The 24,066-nt window shown below is 72.0% G+C and carries 21 protein-coding genes and 1 pseudogene; 14 read left to right on the forward strand and 8 right to left on the reverse strand.

All coding sequences use genetic code 11. The features are described from left to right. The first annotated feature begins 4 nt into the window (after positions 1-4). The 3 genes from rapZ to whiA all read left to right on the forward strand — a co-directional run bounded on the left by rapZ (position 5) and on the right by whiA (position 3,383). Positions 5-1,003 (forward strand): RNase adapter RapZ, encoded by a 999-nt coding sequence (rapZ, locus tag AB0H64_RS20895; protein WP_357626753.1) that lies wholly within the window; start codon positions 5-7, stop codon positions 1,001-1,003. A 359-nt stretch (positions 1,004-1,362) separates the two neighbouring features. Beyond that, a complete protein-coding gene (gene yvcK, locus AB0H64_RS20900) occupies positions 1,363-2,331 on the forward strand; it encodes a uridine diphosphate-N-acetylglucosamine-binding protein YvcK (RefSeq protein WP_357627080.1) in 969 nt (322 codons plus the stop codon). A gap of 71 nt (positions 2,332-2,402) precedes the next feature. Continuing rightward, the gene (gene whiA, locus AB0H64_RS20905; protein WP_310708914.1) at positions 2,403-3,383 is read left to right on the forward strand and encodes a DNA-binding protein WhiA; all 981 of its coding nucleotides are present in this window, start codon (positions 2,403-2,405) and stop codon (positions 3,381-3,383) included. Positions 3,384-3,620: 237 nt separating this feature from the next. Here whiA and AB0H64_RS20910 read toward each other — a convergent pair whose 3' ends face one another. Then, the gene (locus AB0H64_RS20910; protein WP_357626756.1) at positions 3,621-4,262 is read right to left on the reverse strand and encodes a hypothetical protein; all 642 of its coding nucleotides are present in this window, start codon (positions 4,260-4,262) and stop codon (positions 3,621-3,623) included. A 184-nt stretch (positions 4,263-4,446) separates the two neighbouring features. On the opposite strand from AB0H64_RS20910, the gene gap reads away from it, so the two are divergent. From gap to AB0H64_RS20935, 5 genes are all read left to right on the forward strand, one after another. After that, positions 4,447-5,451 (forward strand): type I glyceraldehyde-3-phosphate dehydrogenase, encoded by a 1,005-nt coding sequence (gap, locus tag AB0H64_RS20915; RefSeq protein ID WP_310708916.1) that lies wholly within the window; start codon positions 4,447-4,449, stop codon positions 5,449-5,451. A gap of 69 nt (positions 5,452-5,520) precedes the next feature. Continuing rightward, complete coding sequence (locus AB0H64_RS20920; RefSeq protein WP_357626758.1) at positions 5,521-6,714, forward strand: phosphoglycerate kinase; 1,194 nt, start codon at positions 5,521-5,523, stop codon at positions 6,712-6,714. Further along, a complete protein-coding gene (gene tpiA / locus AB0H64_RS20925; RefSeq protein WP_357626761.1) occupies positions 6,711-7,514 on the forward strand; it encodes a triose-phosphate isomerase in 804 nt (267 codons plus the stop codon). The genes AB0H64_RS20920 and tpiA overlap by 4 nt, the downstream gene beginning before the upstream one ends. Before the next feature lie 99 nt (positions 7,515-7,613). Then, complete coding sequence (secG, locus tag AB0H64_RS20930) at positions 7,614-7,844, forward strand: preprotein translocase subunit SecG (RefSeq protein ID WP_310708919.1); 231 nt, start codon at positions 7,614-7,616, stop codon at positions 7,842-7,844. 66 nt (positions 7,845-7,910) lie between these two features. Continuing rightward, a complete protein-coding gene (locus tag AB0H64_RS20935; protein ID WP_310708920.1) occupies positions 7,911-8,255 on the forward strand; it encodes an RNA polymerase-binding protein RbpA in 345 nt (114 codons plus the stop codon). Positions 8,256-8,372: 117 nt separating this feature from the next. On the opposite strand, the gene AB0H64_RS20940 is transcribed toward AB0H64_RS20935, so the two are convergent. Continuing rightward, positions 8,373-9,986, reverse strand: a complete 1,614-nt coding sequence (locus AB0H64_RS20940; protein WP_357626765.1) for an amidohydrolase — start codon at positions 9,984-9,986, stop codon at positions 8,373-8,375. A 165-nt stretch (positions 9,987-10,151) separates the two neighbouring features. Between AB0H64_RS20940 and AB0H64_RS20945 the strand changes: the two genes are divergently transcribed. After that, positions 10,152-11,174: a GNAT family N-acetyltransferase gene (locus AB0H64_RS20945; protein ID WP_357626767.1), complete on the forward strand. Its 1,023-nt coding sequence runs from the start codon at positions 10,152-10,154 to the stop codon at positions 11,172-11,174. A gap of 237 nt (positions 11,175-11,411) precedes the next feature. Here AB0H64_RS20945 and AB0H64_RS20950 read toward each other — a convergent pair. Beyond that, positions 11,412-11,837: pseudogene (locus tag AB0H64_RS20950) on the reverse strand (Clp protease N-terminal domain-containing protein); the annotation flags it as partial. Positions 11,838-11,911: 74 nt separating this feature from the next. Between AB0H64_RS20950 and AB0H64_RS20955 the strand changes: the two are divergent. The 4 genes from AB0H64_RS20955 (at position 11,912) to add (ending at position 15,773) form a co-directional block, all read left to right on the forward strand. Then, positions 11,912-12,814 (forward strand): hypothetical protein, encoded by a 903-nt coding sequence (locus AB0H64_RS20955; RefSeq protein ID WP_357626768.1) that lies wholly within the window; start codon positions 11,912-11,914, stop codon positions 12,812-12,814. A 149-nt stretch (positions 12,815-12,963) separates the two neighbouring features. Further along, positions 12,964-13,833: an oxidoreductase gene (locus AB0H64_RS20960; RefSeq protein WP_357626771.1), complete on the forward strand. Its 870-nt coding sequence runs from the start codon at positions 12,964-12,966 to the stop codon at positions 13,831-13,833. Between the two features lie 88 nt (positions 13,834-13,921). Continuing rightward, a complete protein-coding gene (locus AB0H64_RS20965; RefSeq protein WP_357626774.1) occupies positions 13,922-14,572 on the forward strand; it encodes a TetR/AcrR family transcriptional regulator in 651 nt (216 codons plus the stop codon). Between the two features lie 67 nt (positions 14,573-14,639). After that, positions 14,640-15,773, forward strand: a complete 1,134-nt coding sequence (gene add, locus AB0H64_RS20970) for an adenosine deaminase (protein WP_357626777.1) — start codon at positions 14,640-14,642, stop codon at positions 15,771-15,773. A 15-nt stretch (positions 15,774-15,788) separates the two neighbouring features. Here add and pgl read toward each other — a convergent pair whose 3' ends face one another. The 5 genes from pgl to tkt all read right to left on the reverse strand — a co-directional run bounded on the left by pgl (position 15,789) and on the right by tkt (position 22,675). Then, positions 15,789-16,562: a 6-phosphogluconolactonase gene (gene pgl, locus AB0H64_RS20975; protein ID WP_310708927.1), complete on the reverse strand. Its 774-nt coding sequence runs from the start codon at positions 16,560-16,562 to the stop codon at positions 15,789-15,791. A 291-nt stretch (positions 16,563-16,853) separates the two neighbouring features. Further along, the gene (locus AB0H64_RS20980) at positions 16,854-17,768 is read right to left on the reverse strand and encodes a glucose-6-phosphate dehydrogenase assembly protein OpcA (RefSeq protein WP_357626780.1); all 915 of its coding nucleotides are present in this window, start codon (positions 17,766-17,768) and stop codon (positions 16,854-16,856) included. Further along, positions 17,768-19,450: a glucose-6-phosphate dehydrogenase gene (zwf, locus tag AB0H64_RS20985; protein WP_357626783.1), complete on the reverse strand. Its 1,683-nt coding sequence runs from the start codon at positions 19,448-19,450 to the stop codon at positions 17,768-17,770. The genes AB0H64_RS20980 and zwf overlap by 1 nt, the downstream gene beginning before the upstream one ends. A gap of 100 nt (positions 19,451-19,550) precedes the next feature. Continuing rightward, positions 19,551-20,642 (reverse strand): transaldolase, encoded by a 1,092-nt coding sequence (tal, locus tag AB0H64_RS20990; protein WP_357626785.1) that lies wholly within the window; start codon positions 20,640-20,642, stop codon positions 19,551-19,553. 2 nt (positions 20,643-20,644) lie between these two features. Beyond that, entirely contained in the window at positions 20,645-22,675 is a 2,031-nt protein-coding gene (gene tkt, locus AB0H64_RS20995; protein ID WP_357627083.1) for a transketolase, read from the reverse strand. A 381-nt stretch (positions 22,676-23,056) separates the two neighbouring features. Here tkt and AB0H64_RS21000 point away from each other — a divergent pair, with 381 nt between their 5' ends. Further along, complete coding sequence (locus AB0H64_RS21000) at positions 23,057-24,013, forward strand: heme o synthase (RefSeq protein ID WP_357626788.1); 957 nt, start codon at positions 23,057-23,059, stop codon at positions 24,011-24,013. The last annotated feature ends 53 nt before the right edge of the window (positions 24,014-24,066 follow it).

Genomic DNA, 24,066 nt, shown 5'->3' on the forward strand with positions numbered 1-24,066 from the left:
GACGATGAGCGCCGCCGAAGACAACGAGGAGCCGGGCGCGACACGCCCGGGTGGTGGAGCGGCCCAAGGTGCTCCGGCGGGCCCGGCGGCCCAGGTCGCCGCGGCCGCGGCAGCCGCCGTGGAGCGGGGCGTGGCCGAGAGCAGGGAGCCCGCGTTCGTCATCGTCACCGGCATGTCCGGGGCGGGACGCAGCACCGCGGCCAAGGCGCTGGAGGACCTCGGCTGGTTCGTCATCGACAACCTGCCGCCGGGCCTGCTGTTCGCCATGGCCGAGGAGGCCGGCAAGGTCAAGCTCGCCGCCGACAAGGTGGCGGCCGTGGTCGACGTGCGCAGCCTCGCCTTCACCACCGACCTCAACGCCGCCATCGAGGAGCTCGAAGGCCGCGGCGTGCGCGTGCGCGTGGTGTTCCTGGAGGCCAGCGACGAGGAGCTGGTCCGCCGCTTCGAGAACGTCCGCCGCCCGCACCCGTTGCAGGGCGAGGGCAGGCTCGTCGACGGCATCACCCGGGAGCGCGGCATCCTGCGCGAGGTGCGGGCCAACGCCGACCTCGTGATCGACACCTCCTCCCACAACGTGCACGAGCTCCGCAACAAGATCGTCGCCTACTTCGGCGGCGAGGACCGTCCCGGGCTGCGGGTCAACGTGGTGTCCTTCGGCTTCAAGTACGGCCTGCCGGTCGACGCCGACCTCGTGGTCGACTGCCGGTTCCTGCCCAACCCGCACTGGGTGCCCGAGCTGCGGCCGATGAACGGCCTGGACGCGCCGGTCAGCGAGTACGTGCTGGGCCAGCCGGGCGCCAAGGAGTTCCTCGACGCGTACGAGGAGGTCCTGAAGGTGGTCGCGGCCGGCTATGCCCGCGAGGGAAAGAGCTATGCGACGCTGGCGGTGGGCTGCACGGGCGGCAAGCACCGCAGCGTCGCCATGGCCGAGCAGGTCGCCGGCCGCCTGCGCGACCGCGGGATGGAGGTCCAGGTGAGCCATCGGGATGTGGGGCGGGAGTGACCGATGACAACCAGGACCAGGGTGTTCCGTCCACGGATGCGTCGTCCGTAGCCGCGTCTTCCGCGGCCGCCTCCTCGGTGAAGACGTCGTCCGTGAACCTCTCGACCGCTGGCGTTGAGTCGCCCCGTAGTGGGGCGTTCGCAGGTGGGGTGCCTCGCGGTGGGGCGTCCGCGAGCGGAGTGCCCGTGAGTGGGGCGTTCGCGAGTGGGGTGCCAGCGAGTGAAGTGCCCGCGAGTGGGGTGCCGGCGAGTGGGGTGCCTCGCAGTGGGGCGTCCGCGAGTGGGGCGTCCGCGAGTGGGGCGCCGATGAGTGGGGCGCTTGTGGGTGGGGTACCGAAGAGTGGGGTGCCCATGAGGAAGATGTCCGCGAGTGGGGTGCCGGCGGGTGAGGGCCGGCCTCGGGGGCCGCGGGTCGTGGCCCTCGGCGGCGGGCACGGCCTGTACGCCTCCCTGTCCGCGTTGCGGGCCGTGACCGACTCGCTCACGGCCATCGTGACCGTGGCCGACGACGGCGGCTCCAGCGGCCGTCTGCGGCGCGAGCTCGGCGTCCTGCCGCCCGGCGACCTGCGCATGGCGCTGGCCGCGCTGTGCGGCGACGACGAGTGGGGCATCACCTGGAGCGAGGTGGTCCAGCACCGCTTCCGCAGCGAGGGTGATCTGCACGGCCACACCGTCGGCAACCTCCTCATCGTGGCGCTCTGGGAGCTGCTCGGCGATCCCGTGGCCGGTCTCGACTGGGTGGGGCGGCTGCTGGGAGCCAGCGGGCGGGTGCTGCCGATGGCCTCGGTGCCGCTCGACATCGTCGCCGAGGTGGAGCTCGACGGCGTCACCTCGACCGTGCGCGGCCAGGTGGCGTGCGCCCTCACCCCTGGGCGCGTGCAGGCCATCTCCCTGGTCCCCGAGGACCCTCCCGCCCGGCCGGAGGCCATCGAGGCGGTCCTGGAGGCCGACTGGGTGGTGTTCGGGCCGGGATCGTGGTTCACCAGCGTGCTGCCGCATCTGAAGGTGCCCGAGCTGGCCAGGGCCCTGCACGAGACCCGGGCCAGGCGGCTCGTCACGCTCAATCTCGCCCCGCAGGCGGGCGAGACCGACGACTTCTCCCCCCAGCAGCATCTGGACGTGCTCAGACAGCACGCGCCCGAGCTGATGGTCGACGTCATCCTGGCCGACACGGGCGTGGTCGACGACCTCGACGCGCTGGAGAAGGCGGCCGCCGCGCTCGGTGGCCGTCCCGTGCTGGCCGACGTGGCCGCCGCCGACGGCTCGCCCCGGCATGACCCACGACGTCTTGCCTCCGTCCTGGACGAGATTTTCCTCCAGAAGCGTTGATCCTGGTCGGCGGGGTGCGAAGGTGCGAGAGACTGCTGGGAGCCGGTCTGAATGGGGGAGGACTAACGCTTATGGCGATGACGGGTGTGGTCAAGGACGAGCTGAGCCGACTGCCGGTGCTGAAGCCTTGCTGTCGCAAGGCCGAGGTATCCACGCTGCTGCGGTTCGCCAGCGGCCTGCACCTGGTGGGCGGGCGCATCGTGATCGAGGCGGAGCTCGACACCAACGCCACCGCGCGGCGGCTGATCAAGGACATCGGCGAGGTGTTCGGCCACAAGGCGGAGGTCCTCGTGCTCGCGCCCGCCGGGCTGCGCAAGGGATCACGGTACGTCGTGCGCGTCTACCGCGACGGTGAGGCGCTCGCCCGGCAGACGGGGCTGATCGACAACCACGGGCGGCCCGTGCGCGGGCTGCCGCGTCAGGTCGTCGCGGGGGCGGCCTGCGACGCCGAGGCGGCCTGGCGGGGGGCCTTCCTGGCACACGGCTCGCTCACCGAGCCGGGCCGGTCGATGTCGCTGGAGGTCACCTGCCCGGGTCCGGAGGCGGCGCTGGCGCTGGTCGGCTCCGCCCGGCGGCTGAAGATCCACGCCAAGGCGCGCGAGGTACGCGGCGTCGACCGGGTCGTGGTGCGCGACGGTGACGCCATCAGCGCGCTGCTCACCCGGCTCGGCGCGCACGACAGCGTGCTGGCCTGGGAGGAGCGCCGCATGCGCCGCGAGGTGCGCGCCACCGCCAACCGGCTGGCCAACTTCGACGACGCCAACCTCCGGCGCTCGGCCCGTGCCGCCGTGGCGGCGGGTGCCCGGGTGCAGCGGGCCCTGGAGATCCTCGGTGACGAGGCGCCGGAGCACCTGGTGGTGGCCGGGCGGCTGCGGGTGGAGCACAAGCAGGCGTCGCTGGAGGAGCTGGGGCAGATCGCCGACCCGCCGCTGACCAAGGACGCGATCGCGGGCCGGATCCGGCGGCTGCTGGCCATGGCCGACAAGCGCGCCTCCGACCTCGGCGTCCCCAACACCGAGGCCAACCTCACGGTCGACATGCTCGCCCCCTGAGGCACGGTCCCTGAGACACGGCCACCCGCGACCCGCGCCCGTGGAACGCCCTTGGGGGCGTGTCCGCGCGGTCGCGAGTCGCGCACGGCAGCCTCGTGCACGTGTGTCCGCGCCCGAAGGCCCTGGAGGCGGTCCGGGCCCGTAGGCGCTGAACCGGCCCGGACGTGTGTCCGGGGGTGCCGTGTGCCGGCCCCGCCTCGCTTGGCGAGTGCGTCAACGTGAGGCGGGCCGGGGCGGTCAGTCCTGGACGGGGTCGCGAGGGGCGAAGAGGTTGGCCGTCGTGGCGGTGGGCGTCGCCTTGGGCGGTTGGAGCGGCTCGAACGGCGCCCGGTACTCCGGCTCGGGCTGCTCCTCGGGCAGTGGCTCCTGCGCGGGCATGGCGTCGGCACGGTCCGCTCGGCGGTCGGCGCGCCGCAGTCGCAGGGCCCGGGCCAGTGGCAGGAGGAAGGCGGGAAGCGCCGCGACCCCACCCATGAGCCAGAACGCCCACGAGGTCTGGAGGAAGCGCCACAGGATCAACACGCCCGCCTGGGCGTAGGCGAGGACTTTGTCGACGTTCTCGACGGGCATCCCGTTCTTGATCGCTCCGGCCGTCAGGAAGGCGACGAAGCCGAGGACCAAGGCGCCGCAGGCGTAGACCACCGACACCACCGGGAGCACCAGGCTGCGCCCGCGCACCGCCCGCACGGCGAGGCCACCGAACACGCCCACCGCGAACGAGGCGGCGGCCGGAAGAGCGAGACCGTCACCGAGCCAGCGGACATCGAACGGCAGGCTCGATCCGAAGAACAGCGCCGCCGCATATCCCGCCGCTCCGATGACCATCGCGACGAAGCCCACGACCAGGCCGGACAGCAGGCCGGACCTGCGTTGTGACATCTCAGCCCCCAGAGAATGCCCGAATTTACACCGATGAGTCGGGCACTTTACTCGAACGCTACAAATTGCGCCTCCGGAATGGTGATACGCAGGCCGGGGGTTGCAGTGGTCTAAACCAATTTAGGTCCGATAGGGTTGGGGATTGAGGTTTCAGCCCGCATCACGTACGAGGAGATCGGTTCCCGTGAGCATCCGCGTAGGCGTCAACGGCTTCGGCCGCATCGGTCGCAACTTCTGGCGTGCGGTCGCCGCCGGCGGCAAGGACATCGAGATCGTTGCGGTCAACGACCTGACCGACAACGCCACGCTCGCCCACCTGCTGAAGTACGACAGCATCCTGGGCCGCCTGCCGTACGAGGTGAAGGCGACCAGTGACGAGATCACCGTCGACGGCAAGGCCATCAAGGTCTTCGAGGAGCGCGACCCGGCCAAGCTGCCCTGGGGCGACCTGGGCGTGGACGTCGTCCTCGAGTCGACCGGCCTGTTCACCGACGCCGCCAAGGCCAAGGTGCACGCCGACAACGGCGCCAAGAAGGTCATCATCTCGGCCCCGGCCAAGAACGAGGACGTCACCATCGTCATGGGCGTCAACCACGACTCCTATGACCCGGCCAACCACACGATCATCTCCAACGCGTCCTGCACCACCAACTGCCTGGCTCCGCTGGCCAAGGTCCTTCACGACACCTTCACCATCGAGAAGGGTCTGATGACCACCATCCACGCCTACACGCAGGACCAGAACCTGCAGGACGGCCCGCACAAGGACCTGCGCCGGGCCCGCGCCGCCGCGCTCAACGTGGTGCCCACCTCCACCGGCGCCGCCAAGGCGATCGGCCTGGTGCTGCCGGAGCTGAAGGGCAAGCTCGACGGGTTCGCGATGCGCGTGCCGATCCCCACCGGCTCGGCCACCGACCTGACCGTGGACGTCAGCCGTGACGTCACCGTCGAGGAGGTCAACGCCGCGCTCAAGGCGGCCGCCGAGGGCCCGCTCAAGGGCATCCTCACCTACACCGAGGACGAGATCGTCTCCTCCGACATCGTGACCGACCCGGCCTCCTGCATCTTCGACGCCGGCCTCACCAAGGTCATCGGCAACCAGGTCAAGGTCGTCGGCTGGTACGACAACGAGTGGGGCTACTCCAACCGCCTGGCCGACCTCATCGAGCTGGTGGGCGCCGACCTGTGACGGGTCCGCGCTGAGCGAGACATCCATCACCCGGGACCGTCCGAGCCGCGCTCGGCGGAAGGAGCACAGTTGCGCACGATCGACGATCTCGACGTGAAGGGCCGGCGCGTGCTCGTGCGCGCCGACCTCAACGTCCCTCTCGACGGTGAGACGATCACCGACGACGGCCGCATCAGAGCGTCGGTTCCGACGATCCAGACCCTGGCCGGGCGTGGCGCGAAGGTCGTCGTCTGCGCCCACCTCGGCCGCCCCAAGGGCAAGGCCGACCCGAAGTACTCGCTGAAGCCGGTCGCCGCACGCCTGGGCGAGCTGCTCGGCCAGGACGTGGCGTTCGCCACCGACGTGGTCGGCGACAGCGCCCACGCCACCGTCTCGGGGCTCCAGGACGGCCAGGTGGCCCTGCTGGAGAACCTCCGGTACGAGCCGGGCGAGGAGTCCAAGGACGACCAGGCGCGCGGCGAGTTCGCCGCGAAGCTGGCCGGCCTGGCGGAGCTGTACGTCGGCGACGGCTTCGGCGCGGTGCACCGCAAGCACGCCAGCGTCTACGACGTGCCCCGGCTGCTGCCGCACGCGGCGGGCGGGCTCGTCGTGGCCGAGGTCGAGGTGCTCAAGCGCCTCACCGAGCACGCCGAGCGGCCGTACGTGGTGGTGCTGGGCGGCGCCAAGGTGTCCGACAAGCTGGGCGTCATCGCCAGCCTGCTCACCAAGGTCGACCGGCTGCTCATCGGTGGCGGCATGGCCTACACCTTCCTCAAGGCCCAGGGCCACGAGGTCGGCCAGTCGCTGCTGCAGGAGGACCAGCTCGACCAGGTGCGCGGCTTCCTCGACCAGGCGGCCGAGCGCGACGTCGAGCTGGTGCTGCCGGTGGACGTGCTGGCGGCGACCGAGTTCGGCAAGGACGCGCCCCACGACGTCGTCGAGGCGACCGCGATCCCGGCCGACCGGCAGGGGCTCGACATCGGCCCGAAGACCCGCGAGCTGTTCGCGGGCAAGCTGGCCGACGCCCGGACCGTCTTCTGGAACGGCCCGATGGGCGTGTTCGAGTTCGACGCGTTCTCGGGCGGCACCCGCGCGGTGGCGGAGGCGCTGATCTCCTCCGACGCCTTCACCGTGGTCGGCGGCGGTGACTCGGCCGCGGCCGTGCGCCGGCTCGGCCTCCCCGAGGACGGCTTCTCCCACATCTCCACCGGTGGCGGGGCCAGCCTCGAATACCTGGAGGGCAAGACCCTCCCCGGACTCGCCGCCCTGGAGGATGCGGAGTGACGCGACAGGGTGACCGTGGGGCCGGCCGCAAGCCGCTCATCGCCGGCAACTGGAAGATGAACCTCAACCACCTCGAGGCCATCGCCCTGGTGCAGAAGCTCGCCTTCGCGCTCGGCGACAAGGACTTCGACAAGGTCGAGGTGGCCGTCCTGCCGCCGTTCACGGACCTGCGCAGCGTGCAGACGCTGGTGGACGGCGACAAGCTGCGCATCGTGTACGGCGCGCAGGACCTGTCCCGGCACGACGCGGGCGCCTACACCGGGGAGATCTCCGGGGCGATGCTGGCCAAGCTCGGCTGCACCTTCGTGGTGATCGGCCACTCCGAGCGCCGCGAGCACCACCGCGAGGACGACGACCTGGTCAACGCCAAGGTGCACGCCGCCTACCGCCACTCGCTGACGCCGATCCTGTGCGTGGGCGAGGGGCTGGAGGTGCGCAGGGAGGGCGGCCACGTGGCGCACACCCTGGCTCAGCTGGAGGGCGCGCTGCGCAAGGTCACCGCCGAGCAGGTCAAGTCGATCGTGGTGGCCTACGAGCCGGTGTGGGCGATCGGCACCGGCGAGGTGGCGACGCCGGAGGACGCGCAGGAGGTCTGCTCGGCCCTGCGCGGACGACTCGCTGAGCTGTACGACGACGAAGTGGCCTCAGGTGTCCGTATCCTGTACGGAGGATCGGTGAAGTCGGGCAACATCGCCGGCATCATGGCGCAGTCCGACGTCGACGGCGCTCTGGTGGGCGGTGCCAGCATCGACGCCGGCGAGTTCGTCAAGATCTGCCGTTTTTCCGATATGCCCGGCTAGCTGAGCCGTTCCGGGCGCGCGACTTGACAGCAGGTCGTACCCTCTAGAGGCAAGTTTGAATCGTCACGCGTCACAGAGCACTGAAGGAACAGGCATACCGTGGAAATCGGAATCTCCATCGCCCTCATCCTGGCGAGCTGTCTCATGGTCCTGCTCGTGCTGCTCCACAAGGGCAAGGGTGGCGGCCTGTCGGACATGTTCGGCGGAGGTTTCTCGTCGAGTTTCGGCGGCTCGTCCGTGGTGGAGCGCAACCTTGACCGGCTGACGGTCATCACGGGCGTGATCTGGTTCGTCTGCATCATCGCGCTTGGCCTGCTGCTGAAGCCGTAGCGATTCGGCGCGTGACAGTGATTCTCCCCCCGTGTCTCGCGGGGCGATCGAGCGAGGAGTTCATCCGTGGGTAGTGGCAACGCGATCCGTGGCAGCCGTGTCGGCGCCGGCCCGATGGGGGAGGCCGAGCGCGGTGAGGCAGCTCCGAGAGTGCGGGTCTCGTTCTGGTGCGCGAACATGCACGAGACGCGCCCCAGCTTCGCCAGTGACGCGGCGGTCCCCGAGACGTGGGACTGCCCGCGCTGCGGCCTCCCGGCAGGACAGGACGAGCAGGCCCCGCCTGCCCCGCCCAAGAATGAGCCGTACAAGACGCACCTGGCCTACGTGAAGGAGCGCAGGAGCGACAAGGACGGCAAGGCCATCCTCGAGGAGGCGCTCGAGCGCCTGCGCAACAACAGGTCCCCCTGGTAGTCCCGCTCGGCCCTGCCCGCAGGGCCGGCAGGGCTGGACATCACGTCCGCGCTGCATGACGTGCCTCGAAGGGCCCCGGCATCACGCCGGGGCCCTTCGGCGTACGAACCCCCCGGTTTACGAGCCCGCCCGCCGGTGGACCTGCTCGCCGTCCACGAACGTCCGGGCCACCCGCGTCGTCCAGATCTCCTCGGCGGGCAGCGCGAACGGGTCGCGGTCGAGCACGACGAGGTCCGCCGGGCGGCCCGGCTCGATCACCCCGGCGGGGGAGCGGTTGATCCAGGCCGACCCGGCCGTGTACGCGGTCATCGCCGTGGCCAGGTCGAGGCGCTGCCCCGGCAGGAACGGCGTCCCCGCGGTCGGGTAGCCGGCGTGCACCGAACCGCCCGGCTCGGTGCGGTTGACCGCCACGTGCATGCCCTGCAGCGGGTCGGCGTCCGACACGGGCCAGTCGCTGCCCGCGCAGAACCGGGTGCCGTGCGCCAGCAGGTCGGCGAACGGGTACTGCCACGACGAGCGCGGCTCGCCCAGGAACGGCAGCGTCAGCTCGTCCATCTGGGCGTGGTGCGTGGCCCACAGCGGCTGCAGGTTGGCCGCGACGCCGAGCCGGGCGAAGCGCGGCACGTCCGTCGGCTCGATGATCTGCAGGTGCGCGATGTGGTGCCGGTTGGCCGGGTCGGTGCCCTCGAAGCTGTCGAGCGCCTCGCGCACCGCCCGCTCGCCGATGGCGTGGAAGTGCACCTGGAAGCCGAGCCGGTCCAGCTCGGCGACATACTCCTTGAGCTTGCCGGGGTCCACGTACGACAGGCCCGTGCCGCCGCACAGGCAGTACGGCTCCAGCGTGGCGGCGGTGAAGTTCTCGGTGATGCCGTCCTGCATGATCTTGACGGAGGTGGCGGCGAACCGCTCCAGGCCCTCGGCGGAGGCCCGCCGCTCGACCAGCTCCGCGATCTGCTCGGCGCCGCGCGTGCGGTCCCACCACAGCGCGCCCACCACGCGCGCCCGCAGCGTGCCGGCGCGGGCCGCCGACAGGTACGTGGGGAGCTGGTCGTCCGAGCCCGCGTACGAGCCGACGATCGCGTCCTGCCAGCCGGTGACGCCGAGGGAGAACAGGTGCCGCTGGGCGTCGGCCAGCGCCGCGTCGAGGTCGGCGGCGGTCGGGCGGGGGGTGAGCAGGCCCACGAGGTCCATCGCGCCCTCGTGCAGCACGCCGCTCGGTGTGCCGTCGGCGTCACGCTCGATGCGGCCGTCGGCCGGGTCGGGGGTGTCGCGGGTGACGCCCGCCAGCTCCAGGGCGCGGGTGCTGACCCAGGCCGCGTGGTGGTCGCGCTGGATCAGGTAGACGGGGCGGCCGACGAAGTCGAGCTGGGTGCGGTGGGGGAGGCCGCCGGGGAAGGCGGACATGTCCCAGCCGCCCCCGTCGATCCACTCCCTGTCCTGATTTTTCGCGGCATAGTCGGCGATCATCGCGCGGTACGCGTCGAGTCCGTACACCTCCGACAGGTCGCACTTCGAGCGCTCCAGCCCCGCCTGCACCGGGTGGATGTGCGCGTCCGTGAACCCGGGCGTCAGCAGGCCGCCCTCCAGGTCCACGGTCTCGTGGGGACCCGCCTCACGGGCCAGGTCGCGCTCGGCGCCGACGGCGGCGACGACCCCGTCACGCACCAGCACGGCCTCGGCGAACCCGCCGGTCGCCGTGAACACCCGCCCGCCTCGGAACAGCGTCGTCATCGGCCCTTCCCCGCCCGTCCGCCTCGGAGGAGTCGGCCTCCGCCGGCAATCATCAAAACCGGCAAGACCGGTGAAACCAGAACATGTGCGTTCATAGGCGCATATCTTGCTACATGAAACGCGACGGTAGCGGCTGTGTAACAGCACCCCGTCATGCTGATGCCCATGGGATTCTTGCGCATCCGCACCACGGTGGACGAGCGGCCGGGACGACTCGCCTCACTGGCCGCCGCCCTGGCCGACAGGGGCGGCAACATCCTGGGCCTCAGCGTCCAGTCCGACGCCGACGGCACGGTGGACGAGTTCGTCGCCGACATCCCCGCCGGCCCCGAGACCGTGCGCGAGGCCCTGGAAGCGGCCGGTGGCCGCCGCGTCCAGGTCGTCCCGGCGACCGCGCACGAGCTGACCGACGAGCCCACCCGGGCCCTGCTGCTGGCCTCCCGGCTGCGCTCCATGCCGTGGCGCCTGCCCGAGCTGCTGGCCGAGCTGCTGCGCGCGGACGACGCCCGGTGGATCTATGGTGAGGCCGTGAGCGATCTCCCCGACCCCACCCAGCTCGTCGTGCCCGTGGCGCCCCGCCGCGCCGTACGGCTGCGCCGCGCCGAGCTGCCGTTCACGCTCACCGAGGCCGCCCGCGCCGCCTCCTTCGCCCGGCTGGCCCAGCCGCCGGCGGAGCAGGGCTCCGGGGACCGCTCCGTGAAGCTGGCCGACGGCGTCGAGGTCGCCGTCCGCCCCCTCACCTCCATCTACCGCGAGGCCGTACGCGATCTGCACGACAGGTGCTCGCCCGAGGCCCGCCGGTTCCGCTACTTCACCTCGATGCCCGCGCTGCCGCCGCGCATGTTCGACACGCTGTGCGACCGCAGCCGCGGCCACTCGCTCGTGGGCGGCCACGACGGGCAGGTCGTGGCCATGGCCAACCTGATGTTCACCTCCGACCCCGGCATCGCCGAGATGGCCTTCCTGGTCGAGGACCGCTGGCAGGGGCGCGGTCTGGGCTCGGCGATGGCCAGGGCGCTGATCCGGGCGGCGCGCGACCTCGGGTACGCCGAGGTGCGGGCGACCATGCTGTCGGACAACGTCCGCATGCGGCGGCTCATGCTGTCGCTCGGCGCCTCGATCACCTACACCGAGGACCCGGGCGTGCTGGAGTCGCGGCTGCCCGTGGGCGCGATGGTCTCAACCTGACCCCTCGGCGCGCGGCTCCTCACCGGCGTCCTCACCGGCATCCTCGCCGGGAACCTCACTGGGCACCTCGGTGGGGCCCCCGGCGGGGGGCTCGCCGGTGTCCTCGGGTGTGCGGGGGATGCCGAGACGGCGCTCGATGCGCTCCAGGCTCTCCTCGATCCGCGTCAGCCGCTCGGCCACCGTCGGGCCGCCCGTCACGTAGTACGCCTCGGCCGGCCTGTCCCTCGGCCCTGCCGTGATCAGCGTGATGACGCGGTCCCGTACCTGCTGCAGGGGCGCCCCCGCGTCCACGAGCGCCCGCGACGCCAGCCCCTCCCCCTCTCGCACGAGGCCGAGCAGGATGTGCTCCGTGCCGATGTAGTTGTGCCGGAGCTGGAGCGCCTCCCGCAACGACAGCTCCAGCACCTTCTTGGCCCGCGGAGTGAACGGGACGTGCCCGGTGGGCCCCTTGGTGCCACGCCCCGCCTCCTGCTCCACGAACCGGCGCACCGGCCCCAGCTCCACCCCGCAGCTCGCGAGCGCCCGCGCCGCGACGTCGTCGCCCTCGTGGAGGATTCCGAGCAGGATGTGCTCGGTGCCGATGTAGTGGTGGTTCAGCATCCGCGCCTCTTCCTGGGCGAGGACGACCACCCTGCGGGCGCGATCGGTGAAACGCTCGAACACGAGGAAAACTCCGTTCGGCTGGCCTTGCCTCCACTATGCGCTACAAACCCGGTCATGTGGGGTATCTCACTGGTGTGGATCTTGACGAGGTGGCCGACCGGCTCTACGGCCTGCCGCCGTCCGAGTTCACCGCCGCGCGCGCCGCCGAGGCCCGGGCGGCCAAGGACGCGGGCGACGTACGGCTGTCGCGCGAGATCGGGCGCCTGCGCAAGCCCACGGTCTCGGCGTGGGCGGTGAACCGGGCCGTCCGCGAGCACGCGGACGACCTGCGCGAGCTGCTGGCGGTGGGGGAGGAGCTGCGGCGGGCCTGGGAGGCGCACGACGCCGGCGCGCTCACCGAGGTCACCCGGCGGCGCGGCGCGGTCTCGGAGCGGGTCGCCCGGCTGGTCAAGGAGGACGCCGGGCTGTCGGCCGCCGCCGCGGCGGAGGTGGACCGGACGCTGGACGCCGCCGTGGTGGACCAGGGCGCGGCGGACGAGGTGCGGCGGGGGCGCCTGGTCCGGCCCCTGGAGTACAGCGGCTTCGCTCCGGCCCCGGCCCCGGCGGCTCGTCCTGCGCGGGCGGACGGCGCGGGCGCGCCGGAGGCGCCCGGCGAGGGCCGGGCGGACCGCGGGGGGCCTGGAGGGGAACGGGCGGACCTCGGGAGGCGTGGACGGGGACGGGCGGACCGCCCGGCCCCTGAGGAGAGCCGGGCGGACCGCAAGGCGGCGGCCGAGGAGCGGGCCAGGCAGCAGGCCGAGGCGCGGGCCGCGCGGGAGGCGCGCAAGGCGCAGGAGCGGGTCGAGGCGGAGGCGGCCTACCTGGAGTGGCGCGACGCGCTTGCCGAGGCCGTACGGGAGCACGACAAGCGCGCGGAGAAGGTGGCGCGGCTGGAGCGCAAGCTGGCCAAGGCGCAGAAGCGGCTGCGGGAGAGCGAGCAGCGCCTGGAGGTCGCCCGCCGCGAGGAACGCCACGCCCGCCACCGTCTGGAGGGCTGACCCCGCGCGGCGGCGCGGGCGAGCGCCCGCTGTGGATCGGGGGGAGTGCCCGTGTGGACCGGGCGGAGGGCTCGCGTAGATCGCGTGGACGGTCGTGGACAGTTATGGTGTACGAAACGGTTCCGTACACCTGCGCACCTGGAGTGGCCATGACAACCTGGACCCTCGCCGACATGCCGGACCTCGACGGCCGGACCGCGATCGTCACCGGCGCCAACAGCGGCATCGGCCTGCCCACCGCGCTGGAGCTGGCCCGCCACGGCGCTCGCGTCATCGCAGCGGCGCGCTCCGAGGCCAAGGGCGCCGAGGCCGTCGCCGCCATCCGACGGGCCGTCCCCGGCGCCCGCGCCGAGCATGCCCGGCTCGACCTAGCCGACCTGGCCTCGGTGCGCGCGTTCGCCGAGGGCGTGGACCAGGTCGACCTGCTGATCAACAACGCCGGCGTCGGCATGACGCCGCGCAGCCTGACCAAGGACGGGTTCGAGCTGCAGTTCGGCACCAACCACCTGGGCCACTTCGTCCTGACCGGCCTGCTCCTGCCGAAGCTGCTCGCCCGACCCGGCGCGCGCGTGGTTACCGTGTCCAGCGACGCCCACACCCGCGGCCGGCTCGACTTCGACGACCTCTCCCTCGAACGCGGCTACGGCAGGATGAGCGCCTACGGCCGCTCCAAGCTGGCCAATTTGCTGTTCGCCCTGGAGCTCCAGCGACGCGCTGAGCGGGCCCAGGCCGACCTCACGAGCGTGGCCACCCACCCCGGTGCCACCGCCACGAACATCGTCAAGGTGGGGCCGCTCAAGCCCCTCCTGGCCCTGTTCCTGCTCAGCCCCGAGACCGGCGCGCTGCCGTCCCTGTACGCCGCCACCTCGCCGGAGATCCGCGGCGGCGAGTTCGTGGGTCCGAAGCTGCGCATCCTCGCCCCGTCGGCCGATGCTCGTTCCGAGGAGCTCGCCGCCCGCCTCTGGGACGTGTCCACCGAGCTCACCGGCGTACGATTCGAACAGATCGCCGTACGGTGACGCCGCGCAGGCGGGCACCGGACGGCCCCGTGACCACCTGACAGACGCCGCCGGGCAGAGCCTGCCGGGCAGACCGGAGGACGTGTACGTGGCCCCACTCGACCCCGGGCGCGAGAGGGCCATCCTCGACGCCGCGCTGGAGCTGCTGTCGGAGATGGGCTACGACCGGATGTCGGTCGACAAGATCGCCAGGCGCGCCAAGGCCAGCAAGGCCACGATCTACCGGCGCTGGCCGGGAAAGCCCGAGCTGGTCGTGGACGTCATCTGCAACCGCTTCGACATGGACATGCCGCGCCCGCGCGACACCGGCTCCCTTCGGGGCGACCTGGCCGAGCTGGTGCGGTGCCTGTGCGAGACGGCCGAGCGCAAGCACACCCTCATCATGGGCCTCTCCCCGACGCTGGTGTCCAACCAGGAGCTGGCCAGGGCGCTGCGCGCGCACATGCCCAGCAGGGACTTCGGCGGAGTGGAGGCCCTGCTGGAGCGGGCATGGGAGCGCGGCGAGCTGGCCGGCGAGCCGACGGGCGGATCGGCCGGCGAGCCGTCGGGCGGGTCGGTGGGCGGGTCGCCGCGCGCCGTGGAGGCCGCCCGGCTCACCGCCGTCGCCGAGGCCCTGGTGTGGCATCGTCTGATCTTCGTCGGGCCGCCGTTGGATGAGGCGTTCGTGGAGGAGTCGGCGCGTGAGGTGCTGTTGCCGCTGGTACGGGCCTGGGCCGCCTCTTCTGCTCAGCGAATTTGACGTCTTTGTGTGAGATTTGGGCGCCAGGTCTGTTCTCGGTGAAGGAGGTCGTCCTAGGGTCGGCGCCATGACCATCGACGCCCCCATCACCGCGGGCGCCCCTGACACGGGCGCCTCCACCACGGGTGTGCCCGTCGCCGACTCCTCCGGCGACGCCGCGCTCGACGCGTTCATCGACGCGCTGCCCAAGGTCGAGCTGCACGTCCACCTGATCGGCTCCGCGTCCGTCCCCACGGTCCTGGAGCTGGCGCGCCGCCACCCCGGCAGTGGTGTGCCGACGGACGAGGAGGAGCTGCGCGCCTTCTACACCTTCACCGACTTCCCGCACTTCGCGCGCGTCTACCGGGCCGTCAACGCGCTCGTGCGCGAGCCCGCGGACGTCGCCACGCTGGTGCTCGGGCTGGCCCGCGACCTCGCCGCCCAGGGCGCCCGCTACGCCGAGCTCCAGGTCACCCCGTACGCCCACCACATGGTCGGGATGCCGCGGCGCGAGGTCACCGAGGCCCTCGACCTGGCCGCCCGCCGTGCCCCGGAGGAGCACGGCGTGGAGATGGCCTACATCTTCGACATCCCCAGCGAGTACGGCGTCGAGGCCGCGGAGATCACCGTCGCGCACGCCCTGGAAGAACCTCCCGCTGCTTTGGTAGGTTTCGGGCTGGGCGGCATCGAGCAGGAGCGCCCCCGGTACCGCGACGCGATCCGCGACGCGTTCACCGCCGCCCGCAACGCCGGCCTGCACAGCGTCCCGCACGGCGGCGAGATGACCGGACCGGAGACGATCTGGGAGGTCATCGAGGGGCTCGGCGCCGAGCGCGTGGGCCACGGCATCTCCTGCCTCGGGGACGAGCGGCTCGTCGCCCATCTGCGCGAGACGCGGCTGCCGCTCGACGTCTGCCCCACCTCCAACGTGTGCACCGGGCAGGTGGCCCGCATCGAGGACCACCCGCTGCCGCGCCTGCTGGAGGAAGGGCTGTTCGTGACGCTCAACAGCGACGATCCGCCGATGTTCGCCACCACGCTGGCCGGGGAGTACCGGACCGCGGCGCGGGTCTTCGGCCTCGGCCGGCCGGAGCTGGCCGAGCTGGCCCGCAACGGCGTGACCGCCTCCTACCTGGCCCCGGAACGCAAGCGGGAGCTCCTGGCCGAGATCGACGCGCTGGAGGCCGGGCAGGCGGGCCCGGTCACGGCCGGGCCCGCCTGAGAAGAACGGGGAGCCTCAGGGGGAGGCGAGCCGGCCGAGGCCGGGCGGGATCTTGCCGGCGGCCGTGCGGTCCAGCAGGAACAGCGTGCGCGACCGCCCCCGGGCCCCCGCCGCCGGCACCTGCACCGGGCCGGAGTCGGACAGCGCCAGCCGCACCGCGGCCGACTTCTCCGCCCCGGCCGCGATCACCCACACCTCGCGCGAGGCCTGGATCGCCGGCAGCGTCAGCGAGATCCGGGTGGGCGGCGGCTTGGGGGAGCCGTGCACCGCGACCGCCGGGCGTGTGTCGTACAGCGCGGGCATGCCGGGGAACAGCGAGGCCACGTGCGCGTCGGGCCCCATGCCGAGCAGCGTCACGTCGAACGACGGCGACGGCCCGTGGTCCTCCGGCCGGGCCGCCTTGGCCAGCTCGGTGGCGTAGGCGTCGGCCGACTCCTCCGCCGTCAGCCCCGAGTCGGGGCCGAGCATGACGTGGACCCGCTCCGGGTCGACGTCTACGTGGTCGAGCAGGGCCCGCCGGGCGCCCGTCTCGTTGCGCTCGGGGTCGCCGTCGGGCAGGAAACGCTCGTCACCCCACCAGATGTCGAGGCGGCGCCAGTCGACGGCGTCGCGCGCGGGCGTGCCCGCGATGGCCGCCAGCGTGGCGATGCCGACCGTGCCTCCGGTCAGCACGAGGGACGCGGTGCCCTTGGCGGACTGGGCGTCGACGAGCCGGGTGATGATCCGCGCGGCCACGGCCTTGGCCAGGATGTCGGCGTCGCGGTGGACGACTACGGTTGGAACGCTCACGGGACCAGTCTTCCACCCTCACGACCACGATCACGCCACGGCCGTCCCCCGCGAGGCGGCCCGGGAGGCGTGTGAGCGCCGAAAGCGCCGCGACCGCTGAACCGCCGCGACCGCCGAAAGCACCGCGACGGCCGAAAGCACCGCGACCGCTGAAACCGCCGCGACGGCCGAAACCGCGACGGCCGAACGGGCCGCGACCGCTGGAAGCACGCTGAGCGCCGGGAGCGCGAAACGGCCGGGCGCCCCGTGAAGGGCACCCGGCCGTCGCACCGTCGTCCTGACGCCGGGGCGTCAGGACTTGTACGAGCGGGCCAGCCGCTTGACGGCCGCCTCGTAGATCTCGTCGGAGTCGAGCCGCCGCAGCTCCTCGGCCAGCAGCTCGGGGGTCTGCCGGCGCGACAGCGCCACGTTCCGGTCCGGCTGCCCCGGCCGCGACAACGTCGCCAGCCGGGCGTCGGCGCGGGCCACCGACAGGTCGCCCTCGGACGTCGACAGCCGTACGGAGGTCAGGCCCGGACCGGCCGACTCCCCGACCTTCACCGTGGCGCCGAGCCGCTCCGACAGCCACGCCGCCAGCAGCGGCGCGCTCGGGTTGCCCGCAGCCGCCTCCACCACGCCCTTGCGGACCTTGCCGACCGGCTGGTCGAAGGCCGCCGCCAGCAGGCTCCGCCACGGCGTCAGCCGGGCCCAGGCCAGGTCGGTGTCGCCCGGCGCGTAGCCCTTGGCCCGCGTCGCCAGCGTCTTGACGCCGCCGTCGGCGATGGCGCGGGCGTCGGTGATGCGCCGCTGGGCGAGCATCCCGATCGGGTCCTTGGACGGCACGTCCGGCGCCGTCCCGGGCCACCAGACCACCACCGGCGTGTCCGGCAGCAGCAGCGGGCTCACGACCGAGTCGGCGTGGTCGGTCAGCTCGCCGTACAGGCGCAGCACGACCACCTCGCCCGGCGTGGACTCGCCGATGCGCAGCTCCGCGTCGAGGCGGGTGGTCTCGTCGATCTCCCGGTTGATCACCACGAGGATGCGCGACGGGTGCTCGCGGGCCGCCTCCGTGGCCGCCCGCAGCGAGTCGTACTGGTCACGCTCCTCGCAGACCACCACCAGCGTCAGCACCATGCCGATGGCCGGCGCGCCCATCTGGTGACGCAGCATGGTCAGCTGGTTGGAGATCTTCCCGGCCGTCGTGTCGCTCAGCATGAACGTCGTCATCAGAGCCTCCTCCACACGCGGCCGTCACGCGCCATCATCTCGTCGGCCGCCGCCGGACCCCACGAGCCCGACGGGTACGGCTCCGGCTGGCCCTGCGTGGCCCAGAACTCCTCGATCGGGTCGAGGATCTTCCACGACAGCTCGACCTCGCGCTGGTGCGGGAAGAGCGGCGGGTCGCCGATCATCACGTCCAGCAGCAGCCGCTCGTACGCCTCGGGGGACGACTCCATGAACGACTCGCCGTAGGCGAAGTCCATGGACACGTCGCGCACCTCCATGGCCGTGCCCGGCACCTTCGAGCCGAACCGCACCGTGATGCCCTCGTCCGGCTGCACCCGGATGACGAGCGCGTTCTGGCCGAGGATCTCGGTGTCGTCCTTGGAGAAGGGCAGGTGCGGCGCCCGCTGGAACACCACGGCCACCTCGGTCACCCGCCGGCCGAGCCGCTTGCCGGTCCGCAGGTAGAACGGCACGCCCGCCCAGCGCCGGTTGGCGATCTCCAGCTTGACGGCGGCGTACGTCTCGGTGACGGACTCGGGCGAGATGCCGTCCTCCTCCAGGTAGCCGACGACCTTCTGGCCGCCCTGCCAGCCCGCGGCGTACTGCCCGCGCGCCGTGTTGGCCGCCAGGTCGGCCGGCAGCCGGACCGCCTTGAAGACCTTCTCCTTCTCCCGCCGCAGCGACTGCGCCTCGAAGGACGTGGGGTCCTCCATGGCGACCAGGGCGAGGAGCTGGAGCAGGTGGTTCTGGATCACGTCACGGGCCGCGCCGATGCCGTCGTAGTAGCCGGCCCGGCCGCCGATGCCGATGTCCTCGGCCATCGTGATCTGCACGTGGTCGACGAAGCTGCGGTTCCAGATCGGCTCGTAGAGGTTGTTGGCGAACCTCAGGGCCATGATGTTCTGGACCGTCTCCTTGCCCAGGTAGTGGTCGATCCGGAAGATCGAGCTCTCCGGGAAGGCGGAGGTGGTGATCTCGTTCAGCTCGTGGGCCGACTGCAGGTCGTGCCCGAAGGGCTTCTCGATGACCACGCGCCGCCACGATCCGGGCGGGGCGTCCGACAGGCCGGTCCGCTTGAGCTGCTCCACCACCACGGGGAAGAACTTCGGCGGCACCGACAGGTAGAAGGCGTAGTTGCCGCCCGTGCCGCGGGTCTCGTCGATCTCCTTGAGCGCCATGGCCAGCGCGTCGAAGGCGCCGTCGTCGGAGAAGTCGCCGGGGACGAAGTGGATGCCCTCGCGGATCTGCTTCCAGACCTCCTCGCGGAACGGCGTCCGCGCGTGCTCCTTGACGGCGTCGTGCGTGAGCTGGGCGAAGTCCTGGTTCTTCCAGTCACGCCGGGCGAAGCCGACCAGGGAGAAGCCGGGCGGCAGCAGCCCCCGGTTGCCCAGGTCGTAGATCGCCGGCAGCAGCTTGCGCTTGGCCAGGTCTCCCGTCACGCCGAACAGCACCATGACGCACGGCCCCGCCACCCGCGGCAGCCGCTTGTCGTGCGGGTCGCGCAGCGGGTTGGCCGCCGCCGCCTCGATCGTGGTGGACGTGCCCGCGGCCGAGGTCGCCGCGGACGCCGCGACCGAGGCCCGGACCGAGCCGGCCGCCGCGCCGGCGGCTCCCTGGATCGCGCCGTCGACCGTGCTCTCCACAGCCTGCGCCTCCTCCGCGGGCGCCTGCGGATCTGTCATGTCAAGCCTCCTGTGCTACCGCGAGCGGTGCGCCGCCGGAGGAGGCGGCGCACCGCCGCCTCCTCCTCGCGGTCGTTGACGTCCAGCGAAGGACCGGGCATCAGGGGACCAGGTTCTTGGTGACGCTCTCGAGCAGCTCGTTCCAGGACGCCTCGAACTTCTCGACGCCCTCCTCCTCGAGCACCCGGACGACGTCGTCGTAGTCGACCCCGGCCTCCTTGAGCGCGGCCATGGTGTTCCACGACTGCTCGTAGTACGGGCGGACGGTGTCGCCGGAGATCTGGCCGTGGTCGGCGGTCGCGTCGAGCGTCTTCTCCGGCATCGTGTTGACCGTGCCCGGCGCGACGAGCTGGTCGACGTACATGGTGTCGGAGTACTCGGGGTTCTTGACGCCGGTCGAGGCCCACAGCGGACGCTGCGGGCGCGCGCCGGCCGCGCGCAGCCGCTGCCAGCGCTCGGAGGCCATGACCTCCTCGAACGCCGCGTACGCCAGGCGCGCGTTGGCGATGCCGGCCTTGCCCTTGAGCTCCGGCTTGCCGAGCTGGTCGAGCCGCTTGTCGATCTCGGTGTCGACGCGGCTGACGAAGAACGACGCCACCGACTCGATCGTGGCCAGGTTGAGGCCCTTGGCCTGCGCGGCCTCCAGGCCGGCCAGCCAGGCCTCCATGACGGCGCGGTAGCGCTCCAGCGAGAAGATCAGCGTGACGTTGACGCTGATGCCCTCGCCGATGGCCTGCGTGATCGCGGGCAGGCCCTCCAGCGTCGCCGGGATCTTGATGAACAGGTTGGGCCGGTCCACCAGCCACCACAGCGCGCGCGCCTCGGCGATGGTCTTGTCGGTGTCACGCGCCAGGCGCGGGTCCACCTCCAGCGAGACGCGCCCGTCGGCGCCGCCCGTGGCGTCGTAGACGGGGCGCAGCACGTCGGCCGCCCAGCGGATGTCGTACGTGGTGATGGCGCGCACGGCCTCGCCCACGTCGACCCCGCGCACGGCCAGGTCGTGCATCTGCGTGTCATAGGCGTCGCCCTTGCTGAGGGCGCTGGCGAAGATCGTGGGGTTGGAGGTCACGCCGACCACGTTCTTCTCGCGGATCACCTGCTCGAGGTTGCCCGTGCGCAGCCGCTCGCGGCTGATGTCGTCGAGCCAGATGGACACGCCCTGGCCCGACAGCTTGTTGAGGATCTCGCTCATCTTCAGTTTCCCGTCGTCTCACCCTTGTCCTGGCCCAGCTTGGCCAGGCTGGACTTGGCCGCCGCCGCCACACGCTCGGCCGTCAGCCCGAACTGCTCGTACAGCGTCTTGTACGGCGCGGAGGCGCCGAAGTGTTCGAGGCCCACCACTTCCCCCGCCTCGCCGACGAACTCGCGCCAGCCCAGGGCGACCCCCGCCTCGACCGCGACGCGGGCCTTGACGTCCGACGGCAGCACACTCTGCCTGTATGCGGAGTCCTGCCCGTGGAACCATTCGACACACGGCATCGACACGACCCGCGTCGGGATGCCCTGGGACTCCAGCAGGTCGCGGCCGTTGACGGCCAGCTCGACCTCGCTGCCGGTGGCGATGAGGATCACCTTCGGCTGCCCGTCGGACGCCTCACGCAGGACGTAGCCGCCCCGGGCGACGCCCTCGGCGCTGGTGCCCTCGAAGACGGGCAGATTCTGCCGGGTCAGCGCCAGCGCGGCCGGCCGGTCGGTGTGCTCCAGCACCGCCTTCCAGGCGTAGGCCGTCTCGTTGGCGTCGCCGGGACGGACCACGTCGAGGCCGGGGATGGCGCGCAGCGCCCACAGGTGCTCGATCGGCTGGTGCGTCGGGCCGTCCTCGCCGAGGCCGATCGAGTCGTGCGTCCACACGTACGTGACCGGCAGCTTCATCAGCGCGGCGAGCCGCACCGACGGGCGCATGTAGTCGGAGAAGACGAGGAACGTGCCGCCGTAGGGGCGGGTGCCGCCGTGCAGGGCGATGCCGTTGAGGATGGCGCCCATGCCGTGCTCGCGGATGCCGAAGTGCAGCGTGCGGCCGTAGCGGTTACCGGGGAAGTCCTTGGTCTGGTACTCCTCCGGGATGAACGACGGCTCGCCCTTCATCGTGGTGTTGTTGGACTCGGCCAGGTCCGCCGAGCCGCCCCACAGCTCCGGCAGCACCGGCGCCAGGGAGCTCAGCACCTCGCCGGAGGCCTTGCGGGTGGCCATCGAGGCGCCCTTCTCGAACTGCGGCAGCGCCTGCGTCCAGCCGGCGGGCAGCTCGCGGGCGGAGATGCGGTCGAGCTCGGCCGCGCGCTCCGGGTTGGCCTCGCGCCAGGCGTCGTAGGACTTCTGCCAGGCGGCGCGCGCCTCGTGACCGCGCCGGGCCACGCCGCGGGCGTGCTCCAGCACCTCGGCGGGCACGTCGAAGCTCTTGTCGGGGTCCATGCCGAGCACCCGCTTGGTGGCGGCGACCTCCTCGGCGCCGAGCGCGGAGCCGTGGATCTTGCCGGTGTTCTGCTTGTTGGGCGCGGGCCAGCCGATGATCGTGCGCAGCCGGATGAACGTCGGCCGGTCCGTCTCGGCGCGGGAGGCCTCCAGCGCCGCGTGCAGCGCCTGCACGTCCTCGACGTAGTCGCCGGTCTCGGTCCAGTCGACGCTCAGCGTCTGCCAGCCGTACGCCTCGTAGCGCTTGACGACGTCCTCGGACTTGGCGATGAGGGTGTCGTCCTCGATCGAGATGTGGTTGTCGTCGTAGACGACCGTCAGGTTGCCCAGCTTCTGGTGGCCGGCGAGCGCGCTGACCTCGTGGCTGATGCCCTCCTCGATGTCGCCGTCGCTGACGAAGCACCAGATGTGGTGGTCGAACGGCGAGGCGCCGGGGGCGGCGTCGGGGTCGAACAGGCCGCGCTCGCGGCGGGCGGCCATGGCCATGCCCACGGCGTTGCCGAGGCCCTGGCCCAGCGGGCCGGTCGTGGTCTCCACACCGAGCGTGTGGCCGTGCTCCGGGTGGCCGGGGGTGAGGCTGTCCCACTGGCGCAGCCGCTCCAGGTCGTCCAGCGAGAGACCGGAACCCGACAGGTAGAGCTGGATGTACAGCGTCAGGCTCGAATGACCGCAGGACAGCACGAATCGGTCACGACCGATCCAGGTCGGGTCCGTCGGGTCGTGACGCATCGTACGCTGGAAAAGCAGGTATGCGGCGGGTGCCAGGCTCATGGCGGTGCCGGGGTGTCCCGAGCCCGCCTTCTCCACTGCGTCCATGGCCAGGGCTCGAACGACGTCGACCGCCTGCTTGTCGAGGTCGGTCCATTCGAGGGCTGGCACGAGTTCGGTGCTCAAGTGCTCGATCTCCGGAATCTAGTTGTCATTGGTGGATGGTGCCGGTCTGGCATATCCCGCCCACACCGGACCCTAACCGAGTGGGGACGCCGAACGTTCCCCACTCCCTCCCATGCGTGCTCCGTACATGTTCCGTGCGTGATCCGTGCGCCGGTGGTGCATGGCCCGAGCCCCCCATTGGCCGGACCGGCCGACCCTGCGACTACAGTTTTGGTTGTTGTCCGCAGGGCCGCCACGGCGCCCCGTCCACGGATCCGCTCTAATCAGAGGTTACGCGTTGACTCCGCACGTGCTGGAAGCGCCTTGACGGTGCTGACGAACAGGCAGGCGACGGCCCCCGCTCCGGCGGAGGATGCGCCGCGCCCGAGCCGCCGCTCGATCGGCATGATCGTCAAGGCCTACGTCGCCCTGACCAAGCCGCGGATCATCGAGCTGCTGCTCATCACCACGCTGCCGGTGATGTTCCTGGCCGCCGGAGGGCTGCCGCCGCTGTGGACGTCGATCTGGGTCATGGTGTTCGGCACGCTGTCGGCGGGCAGCGCCAACGCCCTGAACTGCTACGTCGACCGCGACATCGACCAGAAGATGCGCCGCACCCGGCGCCGCCCGCTGGCCCGCCACCAGGTCTCCCCGCGGGGCGCGCTGATCTTCGGCATCGTGCTCGGCGTCCTGTCCGTCGCGGGGCTGGGGCTGACGACCAACTGGCTGGCCGCCGCCCTGAACACGGGCGCGATCCTGTTCTACGTGTGCGTCTACTCGATGATCCTCAAGCGGCGCACCGCCCAGAACATCGTGTGGGGCGGCATCGCCGGCTGCATGCCCGTGCTGATCGGCTGGGCCGGCATCACCGATCGGCTCGACTGGGCGCCGCTGGTGCTGTTCGGCGTGGTGTTCTTCTGGACGCCGCCGCACACCTGGACGCTGGCCATGCGCTACAAGGAGGACTACGCGGCGGCCGAGGTGCCCATGCTGCCCGTCGTGGCCACCGAGCGCCGGGTGATCCTGGAGTCGATCGCCTACACCTGGGCGACCGTGCTGTGCTCGCTGGCGCTGTGGCCGGTGGCCGGCACCACGCTGTTCTACCCGATCGTGGCCGCCGTCCTGGGCGTCATGTGCCTGTGGGAGGTGCACCGCCTGCTGGCCCGGCTCAACGCCGGCAAGAGCGGGGTGGCGCTGCGGCCCATGCGCTTCTTCCACTGGTCCAACGCCTACCTGGCGCTGCTCTTCCTCGCCGTCGCGATCGACCCGCTGCTGTCCTGAGCGGCTGTCGTGGGGGGCTTCCCGGGGCAGGTCCCCGCGCGGGACACCTGCCC

Source organism: Nonomuraea sp. NPDC050733 (genome assembly GCF_040654215.1).
Classification (GTDB): Bacteria; Actinomycetota; Actinomycetes; order Streptosporangiales; family Streptosporangiaceae; genus Nonomuraea.